The organism is Pseudobutyrivibrio xylanivorans (assembly GCF_008935055.1).
Lineage (GTDB): Bacteria > Bacillota > Clostridia > Lachnospirales > Lachnospiraceae > Pseudobutyrivibrio > Pseudobutyrivibrio xylanivorans_A.
Genome location: NZ_CP043028.1, coordinates 196864 through 222800, shown reverse-complemented (window position 1 = coordinate 222800; position 25937 = coordinate 196864). Strand labels below are relative to the sequence as shown.

At 36.6% G+C, this 25937-nt stretch carries 24 protein-coding genes and 2 tRNA genes; 16 read left to right on the top strand and 10 right to left on the bottom strand.

The genetic code is table 11. From position 1 onward, the window contains the following. Position 1 precedes the first annotated feature (1 nt). Together dtd and FXF36_RS01015 are read left to right on the top strand one after the other, a co-directional pair. Positions 2-451, top strand: a complete 450-nt coding sequence (gene dtd, locus FXF36_RS01020) for a D-aminoacyl-tRNA deacylase (protein ID WP_151622052.1) — start codon at positions 2-4, stop codon at positions 449-451. 16 nt (positions 452-467) lie between these two features. Further along, positions 468-1754 carry a glycoside hydrolase family 27 protein gene (locus FXF36_RS01015; RefSeq protein ID WP_151622051.1) on the top strand — a complete coding sequence of 429 codons (1287 nt, stop codon included), beginning with the start codon at positions 468-470 and terminating at the stop codon, positions 1752-1754. Between the two features lie 42 nt (positions 1755-1796). Here FXF36_RS01015 and FXF36_RS16185 read toward each other — a convergent pair whose 3' ends face one another. Continuing rightward, the gene (locus tag FXF36_RS16185; RefSeq protein WP_167511249.1) at positions 1797-1946 is read right to left on the bottom strand and encodes a hypothetical protein; all 150 of its coding nucleotides are present in this window, start codon (positions 1944-1946) and stop codon (positions 1797-1799) included. 230 nt (positions 1947-2176) lie between these two features. Continuing rightward, a tRNA-Leu gene (locus FXF36_RS01010) sits at positions 2177-2261 on the bottom strand. A 183-nt stretch (positions 2262-2444) separates the two neighbouring features. Here FXF36_RS01010 and FXF36_RS01005 point away from each other — a divergent pair. The 4 genes from FXF36_RS01005 (at position 2445) to FXF36_RS00990 (ending at position 6869) form a co-directional block, all read left to right on the top strand. Beyond that, positions 2445-4235, top strand: a complete 1791-nt coding sequence (locus FXF36_RS01005; protein ID WP_151622050.1) for a carboxylesterase/lipase family protein — start codon at positions 2445-2447, stop codon at positions 4233-4235. 135 nt (positions 4236-4370) lie between these two features. Next, positions 4371-5690: an MBOAT family O-acyltransferase gene (locus FXF36_RS01000; RefSeq protein WP_167511248.1), complete on the top strand. Its 1320-nt coding sequence runs from the start codon at positions 4371-4373 to the stop codon at positions 5688-5690. Between the two features lie 11 nt (positions 5691-5701). After that, positions 5702-6610 (top strand): GDSL-type esterase/lipase family protein, encoded by a 909-nt coding sequence (locus FXF36_RS00995; protein ID WP_151622048.1) that lies wholly within the window; start codon positions 5702-5704, stop codon positions 6608-6610. A 174-nt stretch (positions 6611-6784) separates the two neighbouring features. Beyond that, positions 6785-6869: transfer RNA gene (locus FXF36_RS00990), tRNA-Leu, on the top strand. A 72-nt stretch (positions 6870-6941) separates the two neighbouring features. On the opposite strand, the gene FXF36_RS00985 is transcribed toward FXF36_RS00990, so the two are convergent. Continuing rightward, complete coding sequence (locus tag FXF36_RS00985) at positions 6942-8297, bottom strand: tyrosine-type recombinase/integrase (RefSeq protein WP_151622047.1); 1356 nt, start codon at positions 8295-8297, stop codon at positions 6942-6944. 844 nt (positions 8298-9141) lie between these two features. Here FXF36_RS00985 and FXF36_RS00980 point away from each other — a divergent pair. The 4 genes from FXF36_RS00980 to FXF36_RS00965 all read left to right on the top strand — a co-directional run bounded on the left by FXF36_RS00980 (position 9142) and on the right by FXF36_RS00965 (position 13044). Beyond that, positions 9142-9756, top strand: a complete 615-nt coding sequence (locus FXF36_RS00980; RefSeq protein ID WP_151622046.1) for a hypothetical protein — start codon at positions 9142-9144, stop codon at positions 9754-9756. Positions 9757-9938: 182 nt separating this feature from the next. Continuing rightward, the gene (locus tag FXF36_RS00975) at positions 9939-10316 is read left to right on the top strand and encodes a hypothetical protein (RefSeq protein ID WP_151622045.1); all 378 of its coding nucleotides are present in this window, start codon (positions 9939-9941) and stop codon (positions 10314-10316) included. Positions 10317-10396: 80 nt separating this feature from the next. Then, positions 10397-11707, top strand: coding sequence for a hypothetical protein (locus FXF36_RS00970; RefSeq protein WP_151622044.1), 1311 nt, complete (start codon positions 10397-10399; stop codon positions 11705-11707). A 65-nt stretch (positions 11708-11772) separates the two neighbouring features. Continuing rightward, positions 11773-13044 carry a DUF6033 family protein gene (locus FXF36_RS00965; protein ID WP_151622043.1) on the top strand — a complete coding sequence of 424 codons (1272 nt, stop codon included), beginning with the start codon at positions 11773-11775 and terminating at the stop codon, positions 13042-13044. Between the two features lie 59 nt (positions 13045-13103). On the opposite strand, the gene FXF36_RS00960 is transcribed toward FXF36_RS00965, so the two are convergent. The 6 genes from FXF36_RS00960 to FXF36_RS00935 all read right to left on the bottom strand — a co-directional run bounded on the left by FXF36_RS00960 (position 13104) and on the right by FXF36_RS00935 (position 19662). Further along, positions 13104-13928 (bottom strand): PD-(D/E)XK nuclease family transposase, encoded by an 825-nt coding sequence (locus tag FXF36_RS00960; protein ID WP_151622042.1) that lies wholly within the window; start codon positions 13926-13928, stop codon positions 13104-13106. A gap of 235 nt (positions 13929-14163) precedes the next feature. Then, on the bottom strand, positions 14164-15591 hold the full coding sequence (locus FXF36_RS00955; RefSeq protein WP_151622041.1) for a tyrosine-type recombinase/integrase: 1428 nt from the start codon (positions 15589-15591) through the stop codon (positions 14164-14166). Between the two features lie 235 nt (positions 15592-15826). Then, positions 15827-17221: a virulence-associated E family protein gene (locus tag FXF36_RS00950; RefSeq protein WP_151622040.1), complete on the bottom strand. Its 1395-nt coding sequence runs from the start codon at positions 17219-17221 to the stop codon at positions 15827-15829. Further along, a complete protein-coding gene (locus FXF36_RS00945) occupies positions 17190-17807 on the bottom strand; it encodes a CHC2 zinc finger domain-containing protein (RefSeq protein WP_167511247.1) in 618 nt (205 codons plus the stop codon). Before FXF36_RS00945 ends, FXF36_RS00950 begins: the two co-directional genes overlap by 32 nt. A gap of 13 nt (positions 17808-17820) precedes the next feature. Continuing rightward, positions 17821-19302, bottom strand: a complete 1482-nt coding sequence (mobQ, locus tag FXF36_RS00940; RefSeq protein WP_151622038.1) for a MobQ family relaxase — start codon at positions 19300-19302, stop codon at positions 17821-17823. Next, the gene (locus FXF36_RS00935) at positions 19303-19662 is read right to left on the bottom strand and encodes a DUF3847 domain-containing protein (RefSeq protein WP_151622037.1); all 360 of its coding nucleotides are present in this window, start codon (positions 19660-19662) and stop codon (positions 19303-19305) included. It lies immediately after the preceding gene. A gap of 363 nt (positions 19663-20025) precedes the next feature. Between FXF36_RS00935 and FXF36_RS00930 the strand changes: the two genes are divergently transcribed. The 4 genes from FXF36_RS00930 to FXF36_RS00915 all read left to right on the top strand — a co-directional run bounded on the left by FXF36_RS00930 (position 20026) and on the right by FXF36_RS00915 (position 22149). After that, the gene (locus FXF36_RS00930) at positions 20026-20883 is read left to right on the top strand and encodes a helix-turn-helix domain-containing protein (RefSeq protein WP_151622036.1); all 858 of its coding nucleotides are present in this window, start codon (positions 20026-20028) and stop codon (positions 20881-20883) included. Next, positions 20883-21557, top strand: a complete 675-nt coding sequence (locus tag FXF36_RS00925) for a sigma-70 family RNA polymerase sigma factor (RefSeq protein WP_151622035.1) — start codon at positions 20883-20885, stop codon at positions 21555-21557. Before FXF36_RS00930 ends, FXF36_RS00925 begins: the two co-directional genes overlap by 1 nt. Before the next feature lie 69 nt (positions 21558-21626). Next, on the top strand, positions 21627-21821 hold the full coding sequence (locus FXF36_RS00920) for a hypothetical protein (protein WP_151622034.1): 195 nt from the start codon (positions 21627-21629) through the stop codon (positions 21819-21821). Further along, on the top strand, positions 21814-22149 hold the full coding sequence (locus tag FXF36_RS00915) for a type II toxin-antitoxin system RelE/ParE family toxin (RefSeq protein ID WP_151622033.1): 336 nt from the start codon (positions 21814-21816) through the stop codon (positions 22147-22149). Before FXF36_RS00920 ends, FXF36_RS00915 begins: the two co-directional genes overlap by 8 nt. Positions 22150-22209: 60 nt before the next feature. Here the strand turns inward: FXF36_RS00915 and FXF36_RS00910 are convergent, their stop codons facing one another. Then, positions 22210-22755 (bottom strand): hypothetical protein, encoded by a 546-nt coding sequence (locus FXF36_RS00910; protein ID WP_151622032.1) that lies wholly within the window; start codon positions 22753-22755, stop codon positions 22210-22212. A 377-nt stretch (positions 22756-23132) separates the two neighbouring features. Here FXF36_RS00910 and FXF36_RS00905 point away from each other — a divergent pair, with 377 nt between their 5' ends. Together FXF36_RS00905 and FXF36_RS00900 are read left to right on the top strand one after the other, a co-directional pair. Continuing rightward, positions 23133-24053, top strand: coding sequence for an SIR2 family protein (locus FXF36_RS00905; protein WP_151622031.1), 921 nt, complete (start codon positions 23133-23135; stop codon positions 24051-24053). A 32-nt stretch (positions 24054-24085) separates the two neighbouring features. Next, positions 24086-25597, top strand: a complete 1512-nt coding sequence (locus FXF36_RS00900) for a hypothetical protein (protein WP_151622030.1) — start codon at positions 24086-24088, stop codon at positions 25595-25597. The last annotated feature ends 340 nt before the right edge of the window (positions 25598-25937 follow it).

The following is a 25937-nucleotide window of genomic DNA, read 5'->3' as shown; positions in this document are numbered from 1 at the left end:
TATGAAGTTTGTAATTCAAAGAGTAAATGAAGCATCAGTTGCGGTAGATGGCAAGACAATTGGCCAGATTGAAAAGGGCTTTCTTGTACTTATTGGGGTTTCTGGTGATGATACCAAAGAGATCGCAGACAAGATGGTAAAGAAGCTGTTGGGACTTAGAATTTTTGATGATGAGAATGACAAAATCAATCTTTCACTAACAGATGTGGGTGGCTCATTGCTTCTCATTTCTCAGTTCACACTATATGCCAACTGCAAGAAGGGGTATCGCCCATCCTTTATTGATGCAGGCGCCCCTGATATGGCGAATGAAATGTACGAGTACATTATTTCAAAGTGCCGACAGGAGGGCTTCCATGTGGAGACTGGAGAATTCGGTGCAGACATGAAGGTCTCTCTTCAAAATGATGGGCCGTTTACAATAATTCTTGATTCAAACGATATTTGCTAGCTAATGAGGGGGGATTATGGACAAGAATTCTTTTGCGATTACACCACCAATGGGGTGGAACAGCTACGATTATTACGATACCACTGTCACTGAGGATCAGGTAAAGAAGAATGCAGATTTTATGGCTGCTAATCTAAAGCAGTACGGTTGGCAGTATATAGTCGTTGATATTGAATGGTATTCAAATGATGCAGGCACAAGACGTGAGCAGTTTCAATATATTCCTTTTGGAGATGATGAGATTGATGAATATGGACGCTTTATTCCAAGTCCATCACGCTTCCCGTCAAGCGTAGGTGGGGCAGGCTTCAAGCCTTTGGCAGATTATTGTCATGAGCTTGGATTAAAGTTTGGAATACACATCATGCGTGGTATTCCTCGTGCAGCTGCAGAGCGCCATTTGCCAATTTTGGGTACAGATTATTCGGCGGCTGATGCTGCAAATCCATCAAGTATTTGTGGTTGGAATCCGGATATGTATGGCTGTTTGGACAATGATGTTGGACAGGCTTACTATGATTCCATTGTGAAGCTGTATGCTGAGTGGGGTGTGGATTTTATCAAGTGTGATGATATCTGCGATTCCTGGATGTACAAGCCTGAGGACTTCAGTGGCTGGCATGAAACCAGAATGCTTCATGATGCAATTAAGAAATCAGGCAGGGAGATTGTGCTTAGTCTTTCACCAGGACCTGCACATATTGACAAGGCATTTCATTATCAGAAATATGCTAATATGTGGCGTATAACTGATGATTTCTGGGATAAGTGGGAGCTTCTTAAGAATATGTTCTTCCGCTGCGAACAGTGGCAGGATCACGTTAGAGCAGGCTGTTTCCCAGACTGTGATATGCTTCCTATAGGAAAGGTTGGTGCAGGTTTCAAAGAAAGTCGTGACAGCAGATTCACTCAGGATGAATTGAAGACCATGATGACCCTCTGGTGCATTTTCCGTTCGCCACTTATGATTGGTGGAGAGTTAACTCTGATGACGGAGGATAATCTTAAGCTTCTTACAAATAAAAATCTTCTTCAATTGTTGGAGGATGGCTGGAAGGCACAGCAGATAATGCGAGATGATAATCAGGCCATTTGGATTTCAAAGAATGAAAGGTTTGGTAGGAGAGCAGCTGCGTTCTTTAATCTTTCGGAAGATAGTAGTAAGGTGCTTGTGGAGCAGGCTGTTCTTCCAAATGAAGAGACAGTCACAGCAACTGATATCTGGACAGATACAGATGTTTCACTTTCGGTTGGCAGCGGGATAGAAGTTCCTGCTCATGGAGTAAAATTATACATATATTAAAAAATCAAGGCCATCCCAAACTGGGATGGCCCATTGCTTTAATCATGAAAATATTGAATGTAAAGTCTCGCCGATGCTTTGTAGCAAACTAGGTTTTGTTTCTAACATTCTCTCTAAATCTTTTCCGTAATGTCCTTCCTTGTAAGCCTGTGCAAGTCTTGATTCCATTCTCTTAATGTTTTCTTCATTCATAGCATTTACCTCCTGCTTATGCCACACAATAAAGTAAACATTAATCCCCCTAAACGAATCACCAACAAGGTGGTGTGTAATTAGTAGTATAACTTATCTTGTATGTCTAAAGTATGAAGAGAGTGGTACTGATTTGTGACTTTTTTATGTCCATCACAGGGTTGTAGAAATACTGATTTTTATATAACAAAAAAGAGCAACCAATTACTTGGTTACTCTCTTTTAAAAGCTGCGGAAGGCGGGACTTGAACCCGCACGCTCGCAATGAGCACAAGATCCTTAGTCTTGCTCGTCTGCCAGTTCCGACACTTCCGCGTGTCTTAACGACAAGAAGTATAATATCAAAGACTTCACCAGGAGTCAACACTAAAATTACATTTTTTTCATATTTTTTGAGTAAAATGTTTTCAAATCGATTTTTATGTGATATTATGCTTAAAAATAGATTGCGAACAATCGAATTGTAATAAATCAATACGGACTTAACAGAGGTATTTTATGTTATTTTCAATAGGTATAATTATCATTTCAATATTGTACTTTGTCTTGCTTGAATTATCCAAAAATGTAATTTTTGGTTGGGTAATTGCGGGTCTTGCCATAGTGCTGGCTTTTATCTGCAGATTCAAGCTTAAATTAAACGCTATTATGATATGGGCTGTTTTTTGTGGAGGCCTTATAGCGAATTATCTTTTATCGGCACCTCCATTTAAAACACTTCCTGCTGTGGATTATGAAAACCCCCAGGTAACAGAGGTGGTTCATGTCGCTCAAGGAGATTTAACCGGAGTTTACAATGAGGATAAATCGGTAAAGGTTTATGCGGGAATTCCATATGCGGCTGCACCTGTAGGTGATTTGCGCTTTAAAGAGCCTCAGCCAGCAGAGGCTTGGGAAGGCGTTAGGGCTTGTGATGAATTTGGACCGATGGCTATGCAAAATCATTCTCATCCAATGGTTGACAGTTTGTCACATATTTTGGGATGGCATGACTATCAATTTAAATTTGGTGATGAATTTCTTGAGCAGATGAGTGAGGATTGTCTCTATTTGAATGTCTGGACACCTGCATCGGAGTCAACCGAATTGAAGCCGGTTATTTTTTATATACATGGAGGTAGCCTTACAACGGGGCAATCATCTTATAGCGAATACCGCGGCGAGAATTTAGCCAAGAAGGATGTGGTGTTTGTTAATTTCGCATATAGGCTTGGTGTATTCGGTTATTACGCAGCAGAGGATTTAAAGGACGAGTCGCCAAATGGAACAACTGGCAATTATGGTCTTTTAGATCAGATTGCAGCTCTCAATTGGGTAAGAGAGAACATAGAGGCGTTTGGTGGAGACCCAAATCAAATTACAATTGCAGGAGAGTCGGCAGGTTCATCCTCAGTAAATGCATTGTGTGTGTCACCTCTCACGCAGGGCATGTTCAACTATGCAATTGCTGAATCAAGTGGAATCCTTGCGGTAGAACCTTTTCATACATTCCGTAAATACGATTTGGCAATTGAAGAGGGGGATAAGGTGAGAGAGCAGCTTGGGGTAACAAACTCTGCAGAACTCAGAGATATCCCAGCAAATCAGCTTCTTCGAACCGACACCAATCAATCGGCAATGACAATTGATGGATATGCAATCATCGAGCAGCCATATCTTACTTATGAAAAGGGCAATAACCATGAAAAGGCCTTGCTTAATGGCTTCAACGCCAAAGAATCTGACGCATTTATGTTGAACACTAAGGTGGATGCTGACAATTATGTGGATATTTTGGCGGAGGCTATCGGAGATGAGGCTGGGGAGATGGCGCAGGTTGTTCCTGCTAATAGTCCACAGCGCGACCAGCATTTTATTGTTGATGCAATGGGAGATGCTAAGGGAGCTGCGAACATTGCCTATTCTGCTATTTGGTTTAGCTATTCACACTATCTGTGGAACAATTATCTGATTGCGCAGGGAGTGCCAACCTACGAGTACTATTTCACAAAGACAAATAATAGCTTGTCTAATTATCATGCGGGTGAGTTGCCATATGCTTATGGAAATCTGTGGCGTCACACGGGATTATATGAAGAGGATGATTTCGCCCTGTCAGAGATAATGCAGGAGTATTGGGCGAACTTTGCCAAGACGGGTAATCCAAACGGGAACAACCTTCCAGAGTGGAAAATGAGAGATGAGGGGCAAAATCAGTTGCTCCAGCTTGATACAGAAATAAAAATGATTGATGATCCTAATGAGGAGTTGTACAAAGTGATAGATAAATATCAAAATTCCTTGAAATAATCATCAAAATAATTATTTGAGCGGTCTTTGATGGGCCGCTTAAATAATGTATACTTAAATCGGTACAGATTGAGTGGGAGAATACCGATGACCTTATCAGATTTAAATTTTATTTTTAGGGGACTGCCCCTGTTTTTGATTATATATTACATCTTCCCGGCTAAAGCGAAGCCATGGGTTTTGTTGCTAGCCAGTGTCCTTTTTTATGCCCTTAATGATTATTTGCTACTGGGCGTTCTTATATTTTTTACTTTCGTTAACTACTTCCTTGGAAAACTTGTTTCTAAAGAAAAGAAATCAGCATTTATTTTTTCAATTATCCTGAACGCAGGGCTACTGATTGGCTTTAAGGTGGCAGGTCGCCTTGATAAGAGCATTCTTTTGCCCTTGGGCCTAAGCTTTTATGTGTTCAAGATGATTTCATTTCAAGCAGATTTATATAGAAAGAGAGTCTGTCAGTTCAGCTTTGTTAACATGGCGGTCTATTTTTCAATGTTCCCTCAGATTATTTCCGGTCCAATTAGTCGCTATGATTTCGTGACAGCAAATCGGTTCTGGATAAAAGGAGAAGAGGGGACTTCAAAGAAAGAAAGATTTTTTGAAATCCTTGGAAACATCGAGGATGGACTTAGATATTTTGCTATTGGCCTTTTTATGAAGGTCATAGTTGCTGACCATATTTCGGCTCTTTGGGCAGAGTTAAAGACTATCGGTTATGAGAGTATTTCTACACCGATGGCTTGGATTGGCGCCTATACATACTCCATGAATTTATATTTCGATTTTTGGGGATATTCTTTGATGGCTGCTGGCGTTGGTGTAATGTTAGGATTCCCATTTATCGAGAACTTTATTCAACCATATTGTGCTACTTCTATTTCTGATTTTTACAGACGCTGGCACGCTACATTGGGTAGCTGGTTCAAGGATTATATTTATATTCCTCTTGGAGGCAGCAAAAAGGGGATTGTTAGAACGATTTTTAATCTGTTGGTAGTTTGGGCAATAACAGGAATTTGGCATGGCATGACAGTTAATTTCTTAATCTGGGCTGCGGTGATTTTTGTTATTATTGTTGTGGAAAAGTTTATTCTTTCTAAGCATGAGAGACTGTTCAAAATCATTGGACGAATCAATGTACTAGTGGTTATTCCATGCACATGGGTGATTTTTACTATTCATTCAATAAGAAAAATTGGTACCTACTTCCTAAGATTATTCCCTGTGATTAATAATGGAATTGCTGTAAATGAGGATGATTTTTTGCATTTTGTTCCACCATATTTGCCTTACTTATTAATTGGATTGGTTTTGGCAATGCCATTTTGCCAGTCATTTTTCAGAAAGTACAAGGACAATGTGTTTGTTACATTAATTATTTTTGCAATGTTTTGGGTATCGATTTTCAGTTTGGCTAACTCTGCAGGAAATCCATTTATGTACTTGCGATTTTAGAGGTATGTGAAATGAAAATTAAGAACTATTTATTGTTAATTCTTATTGTTGTAAGTGGTGTGGCACTGTCAGTGTGCAGCTTTGTTTGTTTGCAGACAAAGTACAAAAGCTATACCACCAGCATAACGCAGGAACCGGTTGTTGCTCCACTATTAAAAGGCGCTGCTGACGGGATTTATCCATGGTCTGAATATGTTGCACCAGAGGGGGCGGATTCGATAGTTGGTGATGATTCTCAGGGGAATGTTCAGAATGGGGATACCGGTAATTCGGAAACTCAGAATGAAAATACTCCCGACGAGACAGTGGCGGAGCCTAAGACATTTACTATGGTAGATGACGATTATTTTAATGACGCGGTCTTTATAGGTGATTCAAGAGTTCTAGGCTTGTCTATGTACTGTGAGGCTCTGGATTCCCGAAGCACATTTTTTGCAAAAAAGTCCCTGTCAATTTATGACATTAGGGACAAGGAGTGGGTTGAAACTGAGGATGGCAGAAAAATTACTGTTTTTGAAGCTCTTCAGGGAGTTACTTTTTCAAAAGTATACATGATGGTTGGTATTAATGAGCTTGGAAGAGGTACTAATGAAAGCTATGCCGAGGCCTATAAGCAGGTGATTGACAGGATTTTGGAAATCAACCCAGATGCTCTGATTTATATCAACAGCATTATGCATGTAACTAAAGAGAAGAGTGATGGTGATCCAATCTTTAATAATGGAAGTATAAATGTGCGCAATATGGCGGTTGTGCCTTATGCTGATGGCAAGCATATTTTCTTTTTAAATGTAAATGATGCAGTTGATGATGAAGAAGGAAATTTACGTGCAGATTTGTCTGGAGATGGAGTTCATCTGAAGGGTTCCTGCTATGAACCATGGCATCAGTATTTGCTTTATAATGCCATTGTAGAGTAGTGGTTTTAATGAGTTTTGGAGCGTTCTAAAGCATGTTGAGCTAGTAGTCAGAATTATCTGATTTGCAGCTTTAAAGTTCGACAGTTTAATTGTGCAAAAAACGTTGACGCATGCTGTTTTCTCTGATATATTATGTCTTGTCGTTAAGACAAAGCGAACTTCAAAAGAGTTCTTGCGGAAGTGTCGGAACTGGCAGACGAGCAAGACTAAGGATCTTGTGCTCATTGCGAGCGTGCGGGTTCAAGTCCCGCCTTCCGCATTGGTTATTAATCACTGTAATGCCCTTTAAATTCAACGTTTAAAGGGCTTTTATTTTTTTAAATTTCTAAAATTAGCTAGTTTTTAGGACAACTGAGGGACAACCACCCTCTAGCTTGCTTAAAGTATCATCTTCTGCATCAATTTGTGCGTATGAATAATGTCTCAGGTTAGTTTCAACACTATGACCCAACAGCTCTGCTCTCTTAGTAAGAGACACATTATTAGGAATGAATACATTAGAGTTTAGACTCATCCTAAATGCATGGTTATTAGTAATTGAATACCCTAGGCTCTTCATTAATCTGCGCAGGCATGATGTATACGCATCAATCTTGATCCAATTTCCATTAATATCACAGAAAACATATTTGGTCTTAATCATTTTACCATTCTGAATATTTTTTAAATTGTTCAAAATTAATCTGATCTGTGTGGTGATTGGAAAAAAACGTCCGCCTTGGGAAATTCCCTTCTCATCCTTTGTCCATTCTGCGTAAATGTAATTCTTACCACCCTTTGGTCGTTCTGTGAGCTGCTGTGCATGGATGTGAATACTTTTCTCATCAATATCATCCCATTTCAAGGCACATAACTCAGCAACTCTCATTCCTGTCTCAATGGAAAGAAGAATCATGTAGCCGTGAACAAAATAGCCGTCGTATCTTTTCTGCTCCATACGAGAATAAATCTCACTTTGAATTCGTAAGATATCAGCTTTAGAAAGAATCTTATCTACGTTCTTTGGCTTGGAATTGTCACAGGCAGTTAGGTAAGCTCTGTTGTTAATCGCCAAGACCGGATTACTCTGAATATAGTCATGTTCAAGAGCATATCCAAAAATTAGATTCAGCACACCTTTAAATGCATAATATGCCTTTTTCTTAGGATTAGTCCTCTTGACAGTAGCCTTTGTGTAGGCTTTGATGTCATCCTTTGTGATATTACGAACATCTTTTGCTCTGAAGTCATCATCGATAAAGCGATTGAAACTATCCCAATATCTTTGGATGGTAAGCTTGTTGCAATTCTCAGTTTTTTGCTTGTTCTCAATTGCCAGCTCAAACACATGCTCTATCGAGTATGACATTAAATAACAATCATAATACTCTAGGAGTTTATCCAATAAGCTTTCCTCTGTCTTAGAATGTAATCTGACTTCGCTATTAACTTTTGTCACCCATAAGCCTCTAGCTTCTTCGTATCGAATACTCTTGGGTGTTCCATTACCTTTAACATGCACCTGAGCTACAAGAGCTCTTTTCGCCTTTATTGTTTTTGAATTGATCATGTCCATTTCACCTAGCATGTCGGCACGACTAATAATACCACACTTGAATTCTTCGACCAATTCCTTTTTACGACTGTTAAAGTTGTCAATTAGTTTTGTAAGTTCTTTTGTATAGAGAACAAAATATCTGCTTCTCATTTGTAAATCCTTTTTCTAAATATCTATAACGACTTGTAAATTGTTATATCCTCCGTTTTTTCACTTTTCTTTGCTTGGCTAAGCTGTATCAGAATAAGCTGGGCCGTCAAGGATGACTCCTGTCACTTGCGAAGTCCTTGATGGCACAGGTTATCCTGATACAATAGAAAGCCACAAAGAATAATTACTTATATTTTTTTTCAATTCATTGTATTTACCTCTTTTTCCGTATTTTTTGTTTTCTCACTAACAGTGCGCAGCTTTTGAGATTCCTTTAAGCTCAAGGGTTTGGGCTTGCCCAACTTTTTCATGGGAATGTAATTTCCATGAAAAAAAGGACATTTGTCTATGCTTGCAAGAAACAAACGGACCCACTTTTTGCCTTGCTATAAATAAAATGGCCCACTTTTCGAAAACTGGTACACTTGATTTTTATGTTTTTTTATAAATACAATTTGAGAACCATTCCATTAATTCAAATTAATGGAGCATTATAAGAAAATAATGGAAAAAACAGATTCTAATTTAGAAATAGAATTTTTCCAATATTATTGATTATCGCTACGTTATTCGTAATTATTGGAAAAATTAAATTCAGACTTCATAGGATTAAAATTGATGTATTCTCCAATAAAGATGCTACATATTTGTTCAAATTGTCCATTAACAATCTAGATTTTAATCTCGATATCTAAGTGTAAGTATTTTTATAAGGCTATGGATGCGCTTATTTCAACGGAATGAAGTTGGAATAAGCGCTTTTTTAGTCACTATCACCACCGCTCGGACCTTTTTGGAGAGCGGAGCAGCTTTGACTGACAGATGAGCTGCAGAAAGGAGTTTTATGGATTTATGTGGTATTTCAGCTCGTGCTAGTAGCTATGCTAAGGAAAGTAGCTATAATGTCATAAGCGAGCGAAAGGGAATCTTTGAAAGCTGCTTGAATAGCAAAAGTAAGGCAGTTGAACAAATTGATGAATCGGATATCAGTTCCGATAGAAAGGTTGTTGGTATCACAACTTTTCCAGCAGGAGAGGGAGTGAAAATTGGAGTAATTGCATATGAGCCGCCGGAGTCTACTAGAGAAGATCCAATTATTCAGATGGGATATACAGATATGTCTGGCGAGAAGAAAATCTATAACATCCATGTAAATGAAGTGGATCCAGAGAATGCATCTGATTTAGAAATGTTTGCTTATCTTACATACAAAGAACTTACAGGTGAGAAGATACCAAATGCATTAAATAATTATGATGCATATTCTAGGATTAAGGATTATGATGGTGACTATTATCGTCATGACTATATAAATGGAGAATCAAGATTTATAGGCGAAAAAGTTAATGCAAAAGAATTATTGGACAGAGTTCATGCCTGGATAAGTCAAATTCAACACCCCGATGCACAGATGACTGCTAGATGGTGTGAGTGGTTACAGAATCTCTTTGAAAAATAAAATAATTATGGCTACGGAAAGCATTTTTTCAATGGATTGAAATATTGAAAAAAATGCTTTTTCTATTATAAGTGAATGGGGTGGTCAAGATGATTGTAAGTTAATATGGATTAGTCCAACGAACTAATCTTTTCGGTAAACAATGTGTCTTAACAATATCAGTAACGATAGAAAGGAGCGCCATGGATGTAGGTAGTATTTTATCACAAAGAACCTATTTGGGAATGAATTACCAATTGAATACAAATGCTTCAAAAACAAATACTGATTCGAATTATAATGCTAACGTCAAAGGCAAAGATAATACATCAGGTGGTAAGTCTGAGAAAAAATCATTTGCTAAATGGGTATATAACCAAGAAGAAATGGAGAAATATGTGGATGATCTAATTAAGAGCAATGAGTATAAAACTAAAACTTTAAGGGAATCTATGTTAGAGGTGAATCCAGGTTTCAAAAATGCTACTTTTACTTTTTGGGATGATCCAAATAAGCATTATACATTCGAAGAAATGATTAAAGAGGATGAAAGGCGTTACGGACAAAATTGGACTAAATAAATATATGGGTTAGAACCGCTCGGACCTTTCTGGAGAGCGGAGCAGCTTTGACTGACAGATGAGCTGCAGAAAGGAGTTTTATGGCAGATTATTTAGCTGAAAACAATTATCTTATGCAGGGTACTTTTTCAAGTAGCTATCTTTATTTTTCAAATTTTGTAAATAACAAAGATAGTGATTTTGAAAAAGCTATGAAAGCATCATCAGATGAACAACTGAATACTACTGAGCTTACAGAGGATAGTAAGAATAAAGGTAATAGCTATACACGAGTTGTATCAGCGACTGTAATGAACAGTGAGTTACGTACAACTACAGGCGCAAATGGCATTACAGCTTTTTCTTATCAAGGTGTGATGCAACAGTTTGAAATCAGAATAGATGTTAATGGCGATGATAGAAAGTATACAGCCATTGGTACTGATAAAGATGGACAACAGTTTGAAAAAGAAATAGATCCTTATAATGTTGATCCTACTGATGCAGACTTTACAGAGTTTGCAGCTTTGTGCTCATACATTCGTGAAACAGAGAATCTTGCTGATGAAACAATGAAGTTTGTGAGCGACTTTGAGGTAAATGATATCTTTGAGCGCATGGATTATCTTGCTACCTTCTCAAGTGAAATGGGCAAGTATGAAATGGCAGGTCTGGGAAACCTTACGTTAGAAAACTTTATGCCGCATATCAATAAGTTGATGGAAACTCTTATGGGAGCAACCATGGAGAAATATAATTTGAGTCTTGATGAAACAAGCAGTGTTTTGCAAGACAAGGAACAACAGCTTATAGATAATATTTCTAAGGCGACACAAAAGGTTGAATCTGAAAATGATTATATTATTTCTAAGCATGGAGCTGTTGATGAAATAAATTCAGAAAAGGCTTCAGATGATAGCGTGTTTATTGGAATGACGACTTTTCCAGTTTCTAGTCTAGTCTCTCATATGGTTGAGGCGGTTATTCCACCTGAGTCAACATCAGAAGATCCAGTTGTTCAGGTTCGTTTTAACGGAGATGACGGAAAGTATCATGTGTATAATATTCACGTTAATGATGTGAACCCAAATTCAGCTTCTGATATGGAGATGTTTGCTTACTTATCTTATCAAGATCACATTGGAAACAAAACTCCAGGCGCATTTAATAATTGGGCCGCATATCAAATAATGAAATTCACACATGAATTAGAGAAATATGGTGATTATCGCGAGTTGCTAGGAGAAAAATTTTTTACAGGGGTAAAAAATGATGCTGAAGCCATGATTAATCAGGTATTTTCGTGGTTAAAGAATAATAATAATCCTAGCGCCCAAAAGCAAGCCGGCTGGTGTAGGGATTTACTTGATATGTTGAATATGGAGAATGTTGCAGCGATACAAGAAGTTTAGAAACGCGATTTTATTGGGATTATATAAATAAAAATATCCTTTAATAATCCGCGGAAAGGAGTTTTATGGAAATAGTAAGTACAACATCAAGCTATATATCAAGTATAAGCGCTGCTTATAAAAAAGCTTATAACAATACAGGTAAAGTTGGTTCTCAATTGAGCATATCTTATAAAGAATCTATGACCAATGACCCATTAGCGTATTACAAGCAATTGTGTAGCAAATATCCGAATATCTCTTTTCGCTTAGATGATTATTTTAATGGCACAAATGCTAAGGGATATAACCTTGGTTATAATAATAGCATGAATCAGGTGGGTGAAAATTTTGGAGAAATGGGTCAATGTAGTATCGAAATTGATATATCTGTTATTGAAAAAATGATGCAGGATCCTAAATATGAACAACAAGCTAATGGTTGGATTCAGGCATTTGAACAAAATTATGCTGGACATGCTGCCGATGTGGCTAGTTCTGGATGCAGTAATTTTTGCTTTACAATACATGACTTTGGGGATGGAATACAAACAGGTAGAACATGCGGTTTTACACCATTCTCAACAGAGGAAGAAGTAAGAAAAATGTGGGCTGACGAAGAATATCAAAAGTCAGTTAGTCAGGTATTCGATAAACAGAAAGCTGACCTTATCGAAATCTACCTGAAAATGACTGAGAGTTGTATTCTTAAGAAAGATGAGCTTGCACCATCAGAACAGACCAAAGAGGAACAGCGAATTGAAAATATATCAAAAGCAACTCAGCAGGTAGAGGATGAATATGAGTATGCTATTTCGAAACATGAAAAAATTGAGAGTGTTGATATTGCTGATGTGCCAAATGACCGTAAAGGAATTGGATTAACAAGTTTTCCAGTATCTTCTATGACTAGTGCTCTTGTTGGAGCATATATCCCTAAAGAAAGTACAGAGCAAGATCCTATAATCCAAGTAGACTATAAAGTAAACGGAGAACGACATATCTATAACATTCACGTCAATGATGTGGACCCTACAAATGCATCGGATATGGAGATGTTTGCATATTTAACGTATCAAGGATACATTGGTAATAAAATCCCTGGTGCTATCAATAATTGGGATGCATATAAAACTATACGACGCGAAGATGAATTAGATACTTATGGCGAGTTCAAGCAATTACTTGGTGAAAAGTATTTTACTAGCACAAAAAGCAATGCTATTGCCATGATAGAAAGAGTTTATTCTTGGATGAAGAACATAAATCACTCTGATGCCAAGGTTCAGGCTGGATGGTGCGAGGATTTATTAGCAATGCTTAGTCCTGTAAATGATACGCTGGAGCCCTTTATTTAGAGAATATAAAAAAAGCAGCAGTGACACTAATAGTGTCCTGCTGCTACTTTTGTTATAGCCTATTTTTGAAGTTGCTGAGTGATTATTGCACGCTCTCTGTCTGAAACGCCCATATTAGTGAGAGTCTGTTCAAGAGTCCATTTCATATTTGTCATAAGATTTTTAACAGTTTCAATTTTGTCTTCAGTCTTGTATTCTTCTGCAAATTCTGCTGCGTATTTTTTTACTGATTCACACATAACATCACGTCCTTCCTCAGTTTCCTTGAAATGATGTAGACCTTCGGCTAATTCCTTGTAATACATGCCATCGGAAGTCTTTGAATTGAAATCATGCATCAACATACCGATTTCATCATTTCCTTTATATTTACCATTTACATATATAATGTGTGAGCCGTCATTTAATGGCTCTCCTGTTTCAAGAACAATTCTATCTGCTCTATATATCGGTAATCCCTTACCAAATTTATCATGTTTGTAAATGAAGATTACATAAGAATCTTTTAGAATCTTAAAGGCATCTCCTTCTTTAAGCATTCTTGAGTCGATTACGGCACTATGAAATCTTGGTCTGCGTACATGAGCACCTTCAGAGCTTCCTTGTACCTCGATATCTATTTCATCGCCATTTACGTCAATCGCATGAACATCAAGAGTTATATCTCTACCGCCTACTATAGGACTCCTTAATTCCTCTTGAACTTCAATATCAGTTACTTGTATTTTTCTTCCAAGAATAATTCTCAAAAGAAGTTCTGTTGCTGGAATATTTTGGTTGAATACTAAAGTCATTAAATCATCGTCGAAAAGTGTCATATCATCGACAAGCTTCTTAACCTTAGCATCATTCTGCTCCGCAACTTTTGCGTTTATATCTGTCATATAAATATATTACTCCTTACGTTAATAATATCATCTTGTATTACCTAAAACAATCATTAAATCAATTTAGAATGTCCTATTAATATGTGAAAAATGCCTGTAATTAAGGGATTCTATAAAAAAGACAACCAAAGGGACAACGGGTAATGCCGGCATGCTTTTCCTCCTTGATTTTACTGATGTTCCCGACGTATATGTCGGTTCAAGTCCCGCCTTCCGCATTCGGTTAAGAGGCCTAGAAACATTGAGAAATCAATGCTTCTGGGCTTTCTTTTTTGGAAAAAGGGATGATTTTGAGGGGTTCCCTAAGGGTTCCCTCGTTGCTATCGTCCTGTGAGTCCAGTAAATCTCTTACATTTTCTAAGTAGTCTTTCTTTGCAAAGCTGTAGAACTGCAAGTTGGTCTGAATTGAATGACCTAACATTGCTGCTCTATCTGCAACAGAAATCCCCATTGGTAAAAGTACATTTGAATTAAGTGACATTCTAAGAGCATGGTTGTTGGTTACATGGAAACCTTTTGACTGACATAATCGTCTGAGGAAAGTTTCGTATGCATCCTTTTTAATCCAGTCACCATCTTCATTGCAGAAAATGAATTCTGAATCAATTCCAAGAGCATCCTGCTTATCTTTTATTTCAAGAAGTAAGTTCTTAATTTTCCTAGTAAGTGGAAACTCTCTACCATCCTGAGAAATGCCTTTCTCATTCTTTGTACAAGTGTCATAGTAATAAACTTTTTGTCCGTTCTCTTTAACTGAAAGCTGCTGTGCATGGATATGAATAGATGTAGCTAAAATATCCTCCCATTTAAGAGCACAGAGCTCACCAACACGGACACCTGTTTCAATAGCAAAAAGCGCTGCATAGCCATTGATATAATAGCTTCCCCATTTCTTCTTAGTCATACGATATCTTATTTCATCTTTGATGATATCGATTTCTTCTGGGGAAAGAATCTTATCCTCTGGCTTAGCTTTTCTGGTATCGCAGGACTTCATATAAGGCTTGTTTTTAATCATCTCCACTGGATTAGTAGGGATAATCTTATGAGCGTAAGCATAGTCAAATATGAGGTTAAGAATACCTTTGTAGCTAAAGAATGCCTTTTGCTTTGGATGTTCTCTATTGACCCATTCCTGAGTGTATTGCTTAAGGATTAAGTCATTGACGTTTCTGATATCCTTTGAGGCAAGCTCTTTTGAAATGTAGTGTTTAAAATCAACTCTATTCTTTGCGAGAGTGTTTGCCTTCGGATTCTCTGTCACTTCTTTTTCATGCAATGCAGCATTGAAAACAGATTCAATAGAGTAATCCCTGATACCTGTTGTGTAATAAGCAAAAAGCTTTTCCATAAGCCCATCATAGGTGACAGCTTTTATCTTTTTGCCATCAGGCATTTTAGTACTGTAATAATCTTTGGGATTATTAGGTGTTGGCTCGTGATGGGCTATTGAACGAGGTAACCCATCAGCTGTAACATGACTGTTTAGTACCAGTCTGTCACGTATAGCTTGTTCTTTTTTTGATATCAATTCTAGTTCATTTCTGACACCGTCTGCGTCTATAATACCCAAGGAGTGTTGTACATTCAAGAACTCCCTTTGGCTTTCAAGTGATTTACGTGCTTTAAAAACTTCTAATACATCTACATTATTTCCCATATTCCCTCCAAATAAAAAAGCACCTGGTAAGGAAAACTCCTTATCAAGTGCTGTGAAATGTTTATAGTTACTGGCTTCCCGAAGGCATGAAAAAAGACAGCCCGATAAAGGCTGCCTGGTAAGGTGAAACTGTGTAAACTGTAAACAGGTTATTTTAAAACATTTATTTTCTTATATAGATTTTTATACGTTTTCATCTTTCTACTGTTTAACTGTTTACACTGTTTACAAATATCTAATCAATAAATGGATTTTCATCTTCGTTGATATCAGGTTCAAAGTCTGGTAGATTAATTCTTCGCCAGGCTCGTTGTGTTCCATATTCTTTAAATCTATGGCTTGTCAGCTTTGCGTAGTCGTTCATTTTTTGATCCATGATTTCTGATATTGCGTTTGATTCCCATTGAGCTGCTGTTTCATAGGCTGCATGATTAAGTGCTTCGAGAAAAAGCATTCTAATGCAGACATATTCTGGTTTCTTTTCTTCAAGATAGTTCCTTATTGCTGTTTCTATTGGGTCCTCAGGAGAATATCTTTCCTGTGTCTTTAAAAGCTCGTCATTTAGCTCCTTAGGAAGCGTAAGTGAATAATCGCCTGACTTATAAATGACCATAATTTCAGCCCATAGCTGTTCGATATAAGCTCTAGAATGAGCTTCATTATCAAGGATGTGGCACTCAGCGTTTTCCATGTGAACTTCAATAGGAAGAAATCGTCTGTTACCTGATTTATCCATAGGAAGGAACTGTGATTTGTTTGATGTTCCAGCAAATACACACTGTCTGGGATGGTCTACTGCATACTTATCATATGGGGCTCTGTAATTATCGTATTGACGACTTACAAACGACTTTGTTTCTTCAACCATCTTTGAATTCAATACAGCAAGCATTTCTGGCATTTCGATAATCCAGTGTCCCTGCAAACGTTGAAAAGCTCTGTCATCATCTAGTCTTTTGATGTCATCAGAGAAATAAATATCATCCATTGCCAGGAATCTTAGAAAAGTGGATTTACCTGCACCTTGTCCACCTACCAGGCAAAGCATAAGTTCAAACTTTTTACCTGGTTCAAAGACTCTAGCAACAGCTCCCAGCATAAACACCTTAAGTGATTCTGTAGCAAGCTTTGTCTTCTCAACTCCTAAGAAATAATGAAGCGCATCACCTATGCGACTTTTCCCGTCCCATTTAAGAGATAGAAGCTTTTCTCTGATAGGATGATATCTATTTTCCTTTCCAACAACTCTGACAGCTCGTTCAATCATTTTGTCGTTCTTAAGGTGATACATTGTTTCAAGATAAGTTATGATGTTGTCTAAATCAGTGTCAGAAAAGCTGGGAGATTCTCTGTGCCAGCCTAAGTCTTTGCATATATCGTATTTCTGGCTGAGTTCATTGAACTTAATGGCACCTTTCAATACTGGATCATTTCTAAGAGCGTACTGGCAGTTGTAATTGCTTTGCAGTACCTTTCCTTTTTCATCAATCTCAAGCATTGAAGCAACATCATTGCCTTCATCCTTATCAGGCGGTGTAATTTTGTAGCCCTCGCTTTCGAGTATTGTAGTTATCATTTTGTAGCTATTATCTGATAGACTAGTTGAGTTCTTCATTTCTTCTCTTAACATTCTCAATCTCTCCTTTGTAAGTGTTTATAAAATTAATCTGCTCATCTCGGTAACCGAAAGTCAGTTCGTCAATCATCCAGTCGATACGGTCTAGATTCATGAGAGCTTCTTCAAAAAGCGGATGGCAGTTATCTAAGCCTTGCTCCATTGTTGGAGCATAGTTTTGTTTGAACATACGAAGCTTTTCTCTGTATTCATGTAAAGAAAAAAGAGCATCTCGGACATATAAGTCGAATGCTCTTTGAATCTGATATTCATTATTCTTTTGTAGGATAATTGAATTTTGTTTAGTTGGCTTTGACGATTGCTTATGTGGTGATAAAACTCCGCAGTCTAAGCCAAAATCATTTGCAATTTTATTAGCTGCAGCAAGTGGTGGCAGACTAAAAAGTTTGCCAACGAAATCAACAACATCACCAGTAGCACCACATCCAAAACAGTAATATCTGATATCCACCTTAAGGCTTGGTGTCTTATCATTGTGAAATGGACACTGGCACAATCCATTTCTGTTTAGATTCATTCCATAAAAAATGGCTGCATCCTTAACAGACACAGCCGACTTAACTTCTTTAAAAATATTCAAATTTAAATCCTCCTTATCTTTCCATATCGTGATTACGTTTTCTTGTAACAACGTGAACATCTTCTTGTTGCATTCTCATCATTTCTTCTGCAATCTTTTTAATCTGATAAGCTTCAACCGCGGTATCATGACATTTGTCGTATATAAGCGCTATATCAGTTCTTTTCTTTTCAAGAGCTACCAATTCATTCTTTAACACTGACCAATTAGGCTGTTGACCACACCAAAAGTTATCAAGCATTCGCTTTGCTAGGTGGTATCGGTTCAATTCGTCACAATGCTCATCTTTATATTTCTGATGATTCCTCTTCAATTTGAAAGTGAATTGTTTGTCATAAACTGGTTTGTACTTTGCATACATTTCCAGATATCTAAAGGCTTTTTTAATATCTTTAATTCGATCATCTATGCGTGAAATATCTGTTGATAATTCATCTGAATCTCTGTAGGCTTTACGAACAAAACTTGTTAGTTCCTCCATAGATGAAATATTATTTTGAGTTAGAAATAGAATTGTCTTTGCATGAGCTTTTAGATTTTTAGTTTTTCCTTTTCTGCTCCAAGCATTGTCATTTCGCTTGCTATAGTAATCGTTAACAAGCTCTCCAAGTGAAGGAACATAAATCTTTTGCTTATGACAGCTTTTCAAGAAATCAGAAAGCCATTCAAATAAATCCTGTAAGTTAGTAGAAAGCTTTGTAATCATTTCATTGAATGCTTTTATCCTTCGATTCTCATCACCAATCTCAGTTCTAATGCCTTTAGCTTCCATAGCTCTTACATGAGGTCCTTCATGGACTGTTGGTAGAATATCAAGCCCTTGTTCAGCATAAGAACGATTATCAATCTTACAGCTTAGTCCTTTGTCCTCAAAAGCTTTATTAAATATATCCGCATAAGCTTTGCGCCAGGCATTAAGTGTTTCAGGAGAACCCCAGTCTGTTGTTGGGACCGCATTGAAAACATACTTACCGTTCGTTTTTTTTATACGCTCACCATTTTCATCCAGGAGATATTCGCGCTTTTGCTTTTCACCCCAGGTTCCATCTTTATTAAGCGGTCTGATAGGGATTAACATGTGTACATGAGGATTAGGGATGCCACCATCTCTATCAGGATTATGAACTGCATAGTCTACAATCATTCCTTTTGCTAGAAAGTTTTCTTTTATAAACCTCTGGGCTATCTCAAGATTTTCTTCATAGGTTAATTCATTTTGAAGCGCAAAATTGAAGTTATAGCAAAGCTGAGCTTTAGGATGCTTTTCGATTCTTTCAATTTCGTTGAAAAGTGTTTCTCTATCACGAAGTCTTTCAGGTGCATAGTCTGGAAGCAACAGTTCTTTGAATAGGACACCTTCCTTCTTTGTGTAATCATGAATCTTTCCATAGTAATCATCATGAATCCTCTCGCCTGTGATGTACGCATCTGTTGCTGTTGCACTTTGCCCTTTACCACGACTAACTTGCGTAACATGAAAGTGATATAGTGCCATTTAGTATTCCTCCTTTACCTTGCAGATGAGTTCTGCAACTTTTTTCTGAATTGCTGGAATAGAAAAAAGAGCATCATAGACTGCCATGAATTGGTTATCTGTTAGCTCTTTTGTTTCTGGAAGCAAAGATTCTATGTGACCTGCTCTTGTGCAAAGTCTGTGAGTTCTTCGCTTACGTTCTTGTTTACTTTGTTGCTTAGCTTTGTTCTCAAGCTTTGTGAGTTCATGCTGAAAACGCTCACACCTTTTGATTGATTTTTCATAAGATGTAGTAGCTTTCTCTAAATCTCTTCTTGCTTTAGTAAGCTTTGGTGGAGTAACGAAAGTGTTAGTTACTTCCTGTTCATTCAGTTTTTCCATAAATAAAACTCCTTTCAAAATAAAAAATATGTTGTGTCACAGCTTTTTCGATTGCTTGCAATCCCGGAGCGACAGCGAACGCAAATCGGCGAAGCCAGGAAGACTTTTGCAACGCAAAACGCACATACCTCTTGAAGAGGTATAGAAGTGCGCCCTTACTTAAAAGTAAGGGATTTGAAAAGCGCTATGACGGTGGATTTTCATCCTTCTACTTTATATTACGAGGAAAAATAGCTTTACCTCTGTTTTGCTAGGATATTGCAGTTTTTAGCTTTTAATTAGAAAACGAAATGTGATTTTGATGCAAATTTGCATCAGCTATGCTATGATTTTTAAAGATATTTTTATGGGAGAATTGTATTGATGAGTGAACGATTACCTGGAAATTTACAAGAAAGATTAAGAGAACTAAGAGAAGAACATGGCTATGCAAGCAGAAATAAACTAGCAGATGCCATCGGTGTAGATCGAACTAGATACGGTAGAATTGAAAATGGCTCTACTAAAACCATTAGCAGTGATATATTGGTTAAACTTGCTGAACTGTATGATGTATCGGCGGATTACATTCTTGGAATTTCAAATACACCTGAAAAGACTTATTACGACATAAGTGAACTAGGCTTAAGTGTTGAAGCTGCAAAAAATCTATATACAGGAAAAGTAGATGCTAGAGTTATCAATGAACTTCTTATCAACAATAAGTTCGCTGTAGCAACAAAGATGATGGCAACTTATTTTTCTGGTGCTGTTTCTGATTTGTTAAAGGCTCAGAACGCCCTCATGGATTACAATTATGATATGATTTTGGAATATCAAAATACTGGTGAGCTTCCAAAGGATGATAAAGATATCGTTGATTTAAAGAAACAATTTAAACACGCAAAAGTTCCTGCTAATACATACGAGTTCGATAGAATCCAAAGACAACTTATGGGGGCTGTAAAAGAAATTCATAATAAGATAACTGAAGAAGTTAGTGAATACCAAAAGCAACAACAAGTTATTTATTATGACATTCTTGAAGCGGTGAAATCAGAGGTTGCTAAAGTTCCAAATATAAAGGATTTACCAGAAGAACAAAAGAAGGAAATAATCATTAATGCGATGAATATTTCTGTTGAGAATGTATCTACACTCTCTCCAGAGGATAAAGCGCGTGTTGAGTTAGCTATTACCCAGATAGCACCTACACTTATGGATATAGGGAAAGAAATGTAATGGAAAATATTGATAAAGACCAGCACAATAGAAAACTTTGTAGCCTGATAAAGAATAATGACTTGTTAGCTGAGAATCAACTTTTGATGGAAAATGAAGCTCTAATTGTTGGATTAGCTGGCAGTATGGAAGTTGCCTATGATTTAGATTTGAATCACTGGGGTGGAATTGAAAAGGATGATATCATCCAAGAAGGTCGTATTGCAATGCTTCGAGCTGCACAGACATATGATGAATCAAACAACATTAAATTCTCCACCTATGCTTATACAATCGTCAAAAATGCTATGACAGACTTGTGTAGAAAAGGTATATCGGCTTTTGAGAATAGAATTATTGAATCTGGGATGAATTTGGTGTTCCTAGATGAGGACTATTCTAGCAATGAGTATGATGTTCACATAACAGAGACCGTTTCAACCGGTGAGTTCAACCCTACCGCTAGGCTTGCTGTACTTCATGTTATGCTTGAGAAAATGTATAATCGATTAAAACTTTTGCCACCTCGTCAAAGAAGGCTACTTGCTTATCACTATGGTTTGGGAGCATTAGAATGCAAGAGTATCAGCGAAACCGCTGCGTACTTCCATCTGACAGAAAAGTACATTAAGATAATTGAAGACCAAGCTTTATCTACGCTACGGGATGGTATGAATGATGGTAAAATCGTATAGAATTGCTAAATGACGAAAACAAGTTTTTTTGATATAATATGTACAAGAAATAATAAGGAGGCAGTGAAAATGGTAGATTCTAACATTACTATTCAGGACGCATCAGAAGTTGATCCTAGCCTGCTTCGTATGCTTGATAGGGGCTTAGAGGATATTGAAGCTGGTAGAACATTACCACTTGATCAAGCCATGGAAGAAGTTCGAAGAATCAGAAAAGAACGTAGAGCTGCACGAATGAATATGGGAGTTGCAGCTAATGGATAATTTTGAAGTCAAGTTGTCGCGTGAGTCTATTTATGATATCGCCGATATCTCTGAGTATATTGAACTTCGATTTGGTTTTGAACGAGCAGAACAGTTTGATGACGAAATACAGGATGTTCTTTCAGAACTTAGCTGGAAATTCAAGCACAATCGAGGTACTGGTATTTACTATCGTGGCAAGCTTATTCTAAAGAAGGTATTTAAACCTTCCATCATTTTCTACTTTGTTGATGATATAGAAAAGAAAATCTATGTTGTTAGAGTTTTACGCCATGAACGTGATTGGCAAAAGATTCTTAGAGAAACAACAAGCTATACATTTGATTAAGAGGCAAAGGCATTCCTTTTGTAAGGAATGCCTTTGTTAACATCTAAAGGCTAAATGCTTTTAGTTTGGTACAAATGTTCCTGTTACAACATGCATACCTTCTTCAAACATTTCAAAAAAATCTATTTCCGCCTTTGAAAATTCATTATTGCCATTTTTATCAAACAAATCATTTCCACGTACTGATTCAGGCACAGTAGCTAACCCAGACAGACCTGTGCATTTAATTGTTTTATTATAGTTTCCATCAGTAGGCAACTCAATTTTTATATATGTTTTTCCTTCCATAAAGTCTTCGACTGTGCATTGTTCTATATTGGGATCACTATTCAGTACTTCCCAATTATAATCGATCCCATAACACCTCATAAATATAACAGTATTATTAAATGTTCCATCTCGCACTGGGGTTATTGTAATTGTTTGCTCCATAACAGGGTGTCCGATAATATTATTTCCTTTGCTTGATGATATTACTTCAAAATTAAGATACTTTGTAACATTTGATTCCGTAAGTTCTACTTCCTTATTACTGCTACAAGCAACAAAAAAAACAGCCAGTGTACTAACTATCATATATCTTATTAATCTTTTTGTTCTTTGCATTATAATACACCTCGCTCTTATTAGACAGATATCTTCATATATTAACCTGGTCATACTACACGTTCTTATAATTATTGTCGAATTTTTGAAACCAGTTCTTGACAATTCTTATAATACTCTAGCTAAATATATGGTATTTCACCCAACGATTTATTTTCAAGGAGATGATACCACAGTATTGTGATTAATCCGTTAAAATAATGTAATGGAGTGACATTGTCCTTACTGGGTAGCAACATGGATTTTATTTTCATATAAGTTACACAAATGCATGTTATTATATAATTTAGTCATTGTATAACAATGTCGTTTATATTCTTTTAGATACCAAGATATAATGATTCTCAAAATTTATATTAGTGAAAAAAGGTACTTGTATGTCAAAGAAAAGTCGAATTTTTGAGGTAAATACAATAGAAAGGCCCAACATCTTGCTTCTAGGTAATGGAATGCTCAAATTATCAGATTCTTCAACAAGCTGGGACGACTTATTGGCTAGTATAAGTAATAAGAATGCTAAGCCAAACGTTAATAAAGTTCCCTATGCGATGCAGCCAGAGGCTCTTTGCGGTATAGATGTTGAGGACATACAACGACGTGTTGCGGATAACATAGAAACCATTTCTAGTATACACCCACTTTTGCAGGAACTATTAAGTTTACCGTTTGATGCTATTCTTACAACTAACTACACATATGAAATAGAATCGGAATTATCAAAGAAGCCCTTTACTTCTTATGCTAGGAAAAAAGCATTTACTGCATTGGATGGAAATACAAAGGTAAATCACAATACTTTTATATGCAATGCAATAGAAACAATGTCTGGAAAGACAATTCCTGTTTTTCACATTCACGGAGAAAAAGAACGTAAACACTCAATGATACTTAGTTATTACAGTTATGCTAAGTCATTGAGTTTACTTACAAACTATAATAAGGACTTAGGAAATCAGTTACTTGAATGTCAGCAAGACAAAACAAAGTATAGATGTAAATGCTGGCTTGATTATTTCCTTATTGGCAATGTATGGTCTGTGGGATTTGGTCTCGACGTTTCTGAATTTGATATATGGTGGGCAATTGAAAGAAAAGCAAGAGAAAATGCAAAACATGGATTCTTTAAGGCCTATTTTGATGGAAATGATGATGATAGCTGCCCTCAAGAAATATTGTTAACTGCAATGAATTGCAATTATCAGTTTTATCCTGTTTGTGGGAATGATTATGCCACTATGTACAGGAAAATAATAGATGATATAAAAACAGATATCATGACATCAATTGAAAATAATTGAGAGATATGGATTTATTGGGAGGCAATTAGTTTATGGATTTTGATATGTCAAAACAATATTTTTTAACAATCTTAAATAATAATTTTAAGACCGAGATTATTAGCCAGAGCTTTCTAGAAGATTATTTTAAAATTATTTATTTCCTAATGAAAAACCCAGGGAAACATGCAGGAGATGATGTGTTTGAGGCAGTAGGCGTCAAAAGTTTTCGTCCAGAGACCGTATCAATAATAACAGCTATTTTAGATCCCTTTTTTTTTAATACGTCAATTGGAAGCGACAGACGTAAATACTACACTATAAATAAAATGTTCATGACTGTAATATCATTACTAGAGAGAGAACACATCGACGAAACTATAAGTTCTGCTCTCTCACGTATTCGCTCAGAGGAGGCACTGCCTGATATAGAATATAATGTTGATACAATTAAGAATGATAAGAATAAATTAATAAAATACATTCAGCATATCGTAAAATTGGAAACAATAATTTATTCACTCGAAAAAAGATATTCAGAATTAGAGGAAGAGAGAGAAAAAGCTATTATTAAAAGCTTTGAAGATGCAAAGAAACAGATTATATCTAGAGAGAATAATCTTAAGGTAGAATTAGAGAATATTCAACAGAATAAAGAAAAGTATCTAAAAGATATTGAAGATAGCGTGAAAAAACCAAAAAAACCTACAAAACCTTCATTTTCTTTGACCCCTCCAGAGAGCCCTTATACGCGAAAACCTGGTCTATTTAATAGAAAAAAAATCATTGCAGAAAATGAGCGTTTACGGAGACGGCACGACGAACAACTTCTTGAGTACAGGAGAGCAAAAGATTATTTTGACCAAGATATGACGAAGTTTTATACTGAATTGGATGACTATTTAGAGGAATGCGAGAAACGAAAAAAAGAGGCTAGAGACAGAGCCATTGAAGAATATGATTTACGATATCCTAAGGAAAAACTAATTGAAGAAGTAAAAGATATTCAAACAAATTTTTATTCAAAGATAAATGATTTGATTGCTAACTCAGAGTGTGCTATTAAAAATGAAAGCATACAATATGAACAGGAATATATATTGCACTTATTAAGAGATATCATAAAGGCTCAAATAAAACTCTATAGTTATGGTGTTATTTATGGTAAATATAGAAGTTATGTTGCATTATCAAGCTTTTGTGATTATTTGTTAGCTGGCAGATGTACTGAATTAGAAGGACCTGATGGTACGTATAATCTATATGAACTAGAAAGCAGGTCAGATATTGTAATCAATAAACTAGATAAGATACTGACATCACTAGATCAAATAAAGGAAAATCAGTACTATATATTTAATGAAATTAAGACGGCAAATGATTCATTAGATATGATTAATGGCCAACTGTTAGTTAATAACTCACTTGAGGTAGTAGAGATAAGCAAATTAAACGATATTATCGCAAATACTAATCAGACAGCCTACAATACCGCTGTTACTGCGTTTTATTCAAAAAAGAATGCCGAACTCACAGATGCATTAGGATTTATGGTCGCTTTATAAAAGCTACCTGTGTGATGTTGATATTATTAAAAAGATATTTTTATTGAGGGGTTCCCTATGGGGTTCCCTTTCGGGAGACGGTGTCAGAACCTCCTTTCTTAGCGGGTTTCTGGACTGACAGAACTGTTCAAGTCCCGCCTTCCGCATCCTTTAAAAGAGAGTAACCAAGCAATTGATTGCTCTTTTTTGTTATATAAAACTTTAAAATATATACAACCAATTAACTGGTTACTCTCTTTTAAATGTGCCGATGAGTTCCTTGAAGCCCGGACTTCAAGGTCTCCTCGGCACAAGTGCCTTCGTCGGTCGGTTCAGCCACGGGAAGGCGCACATATTCTAT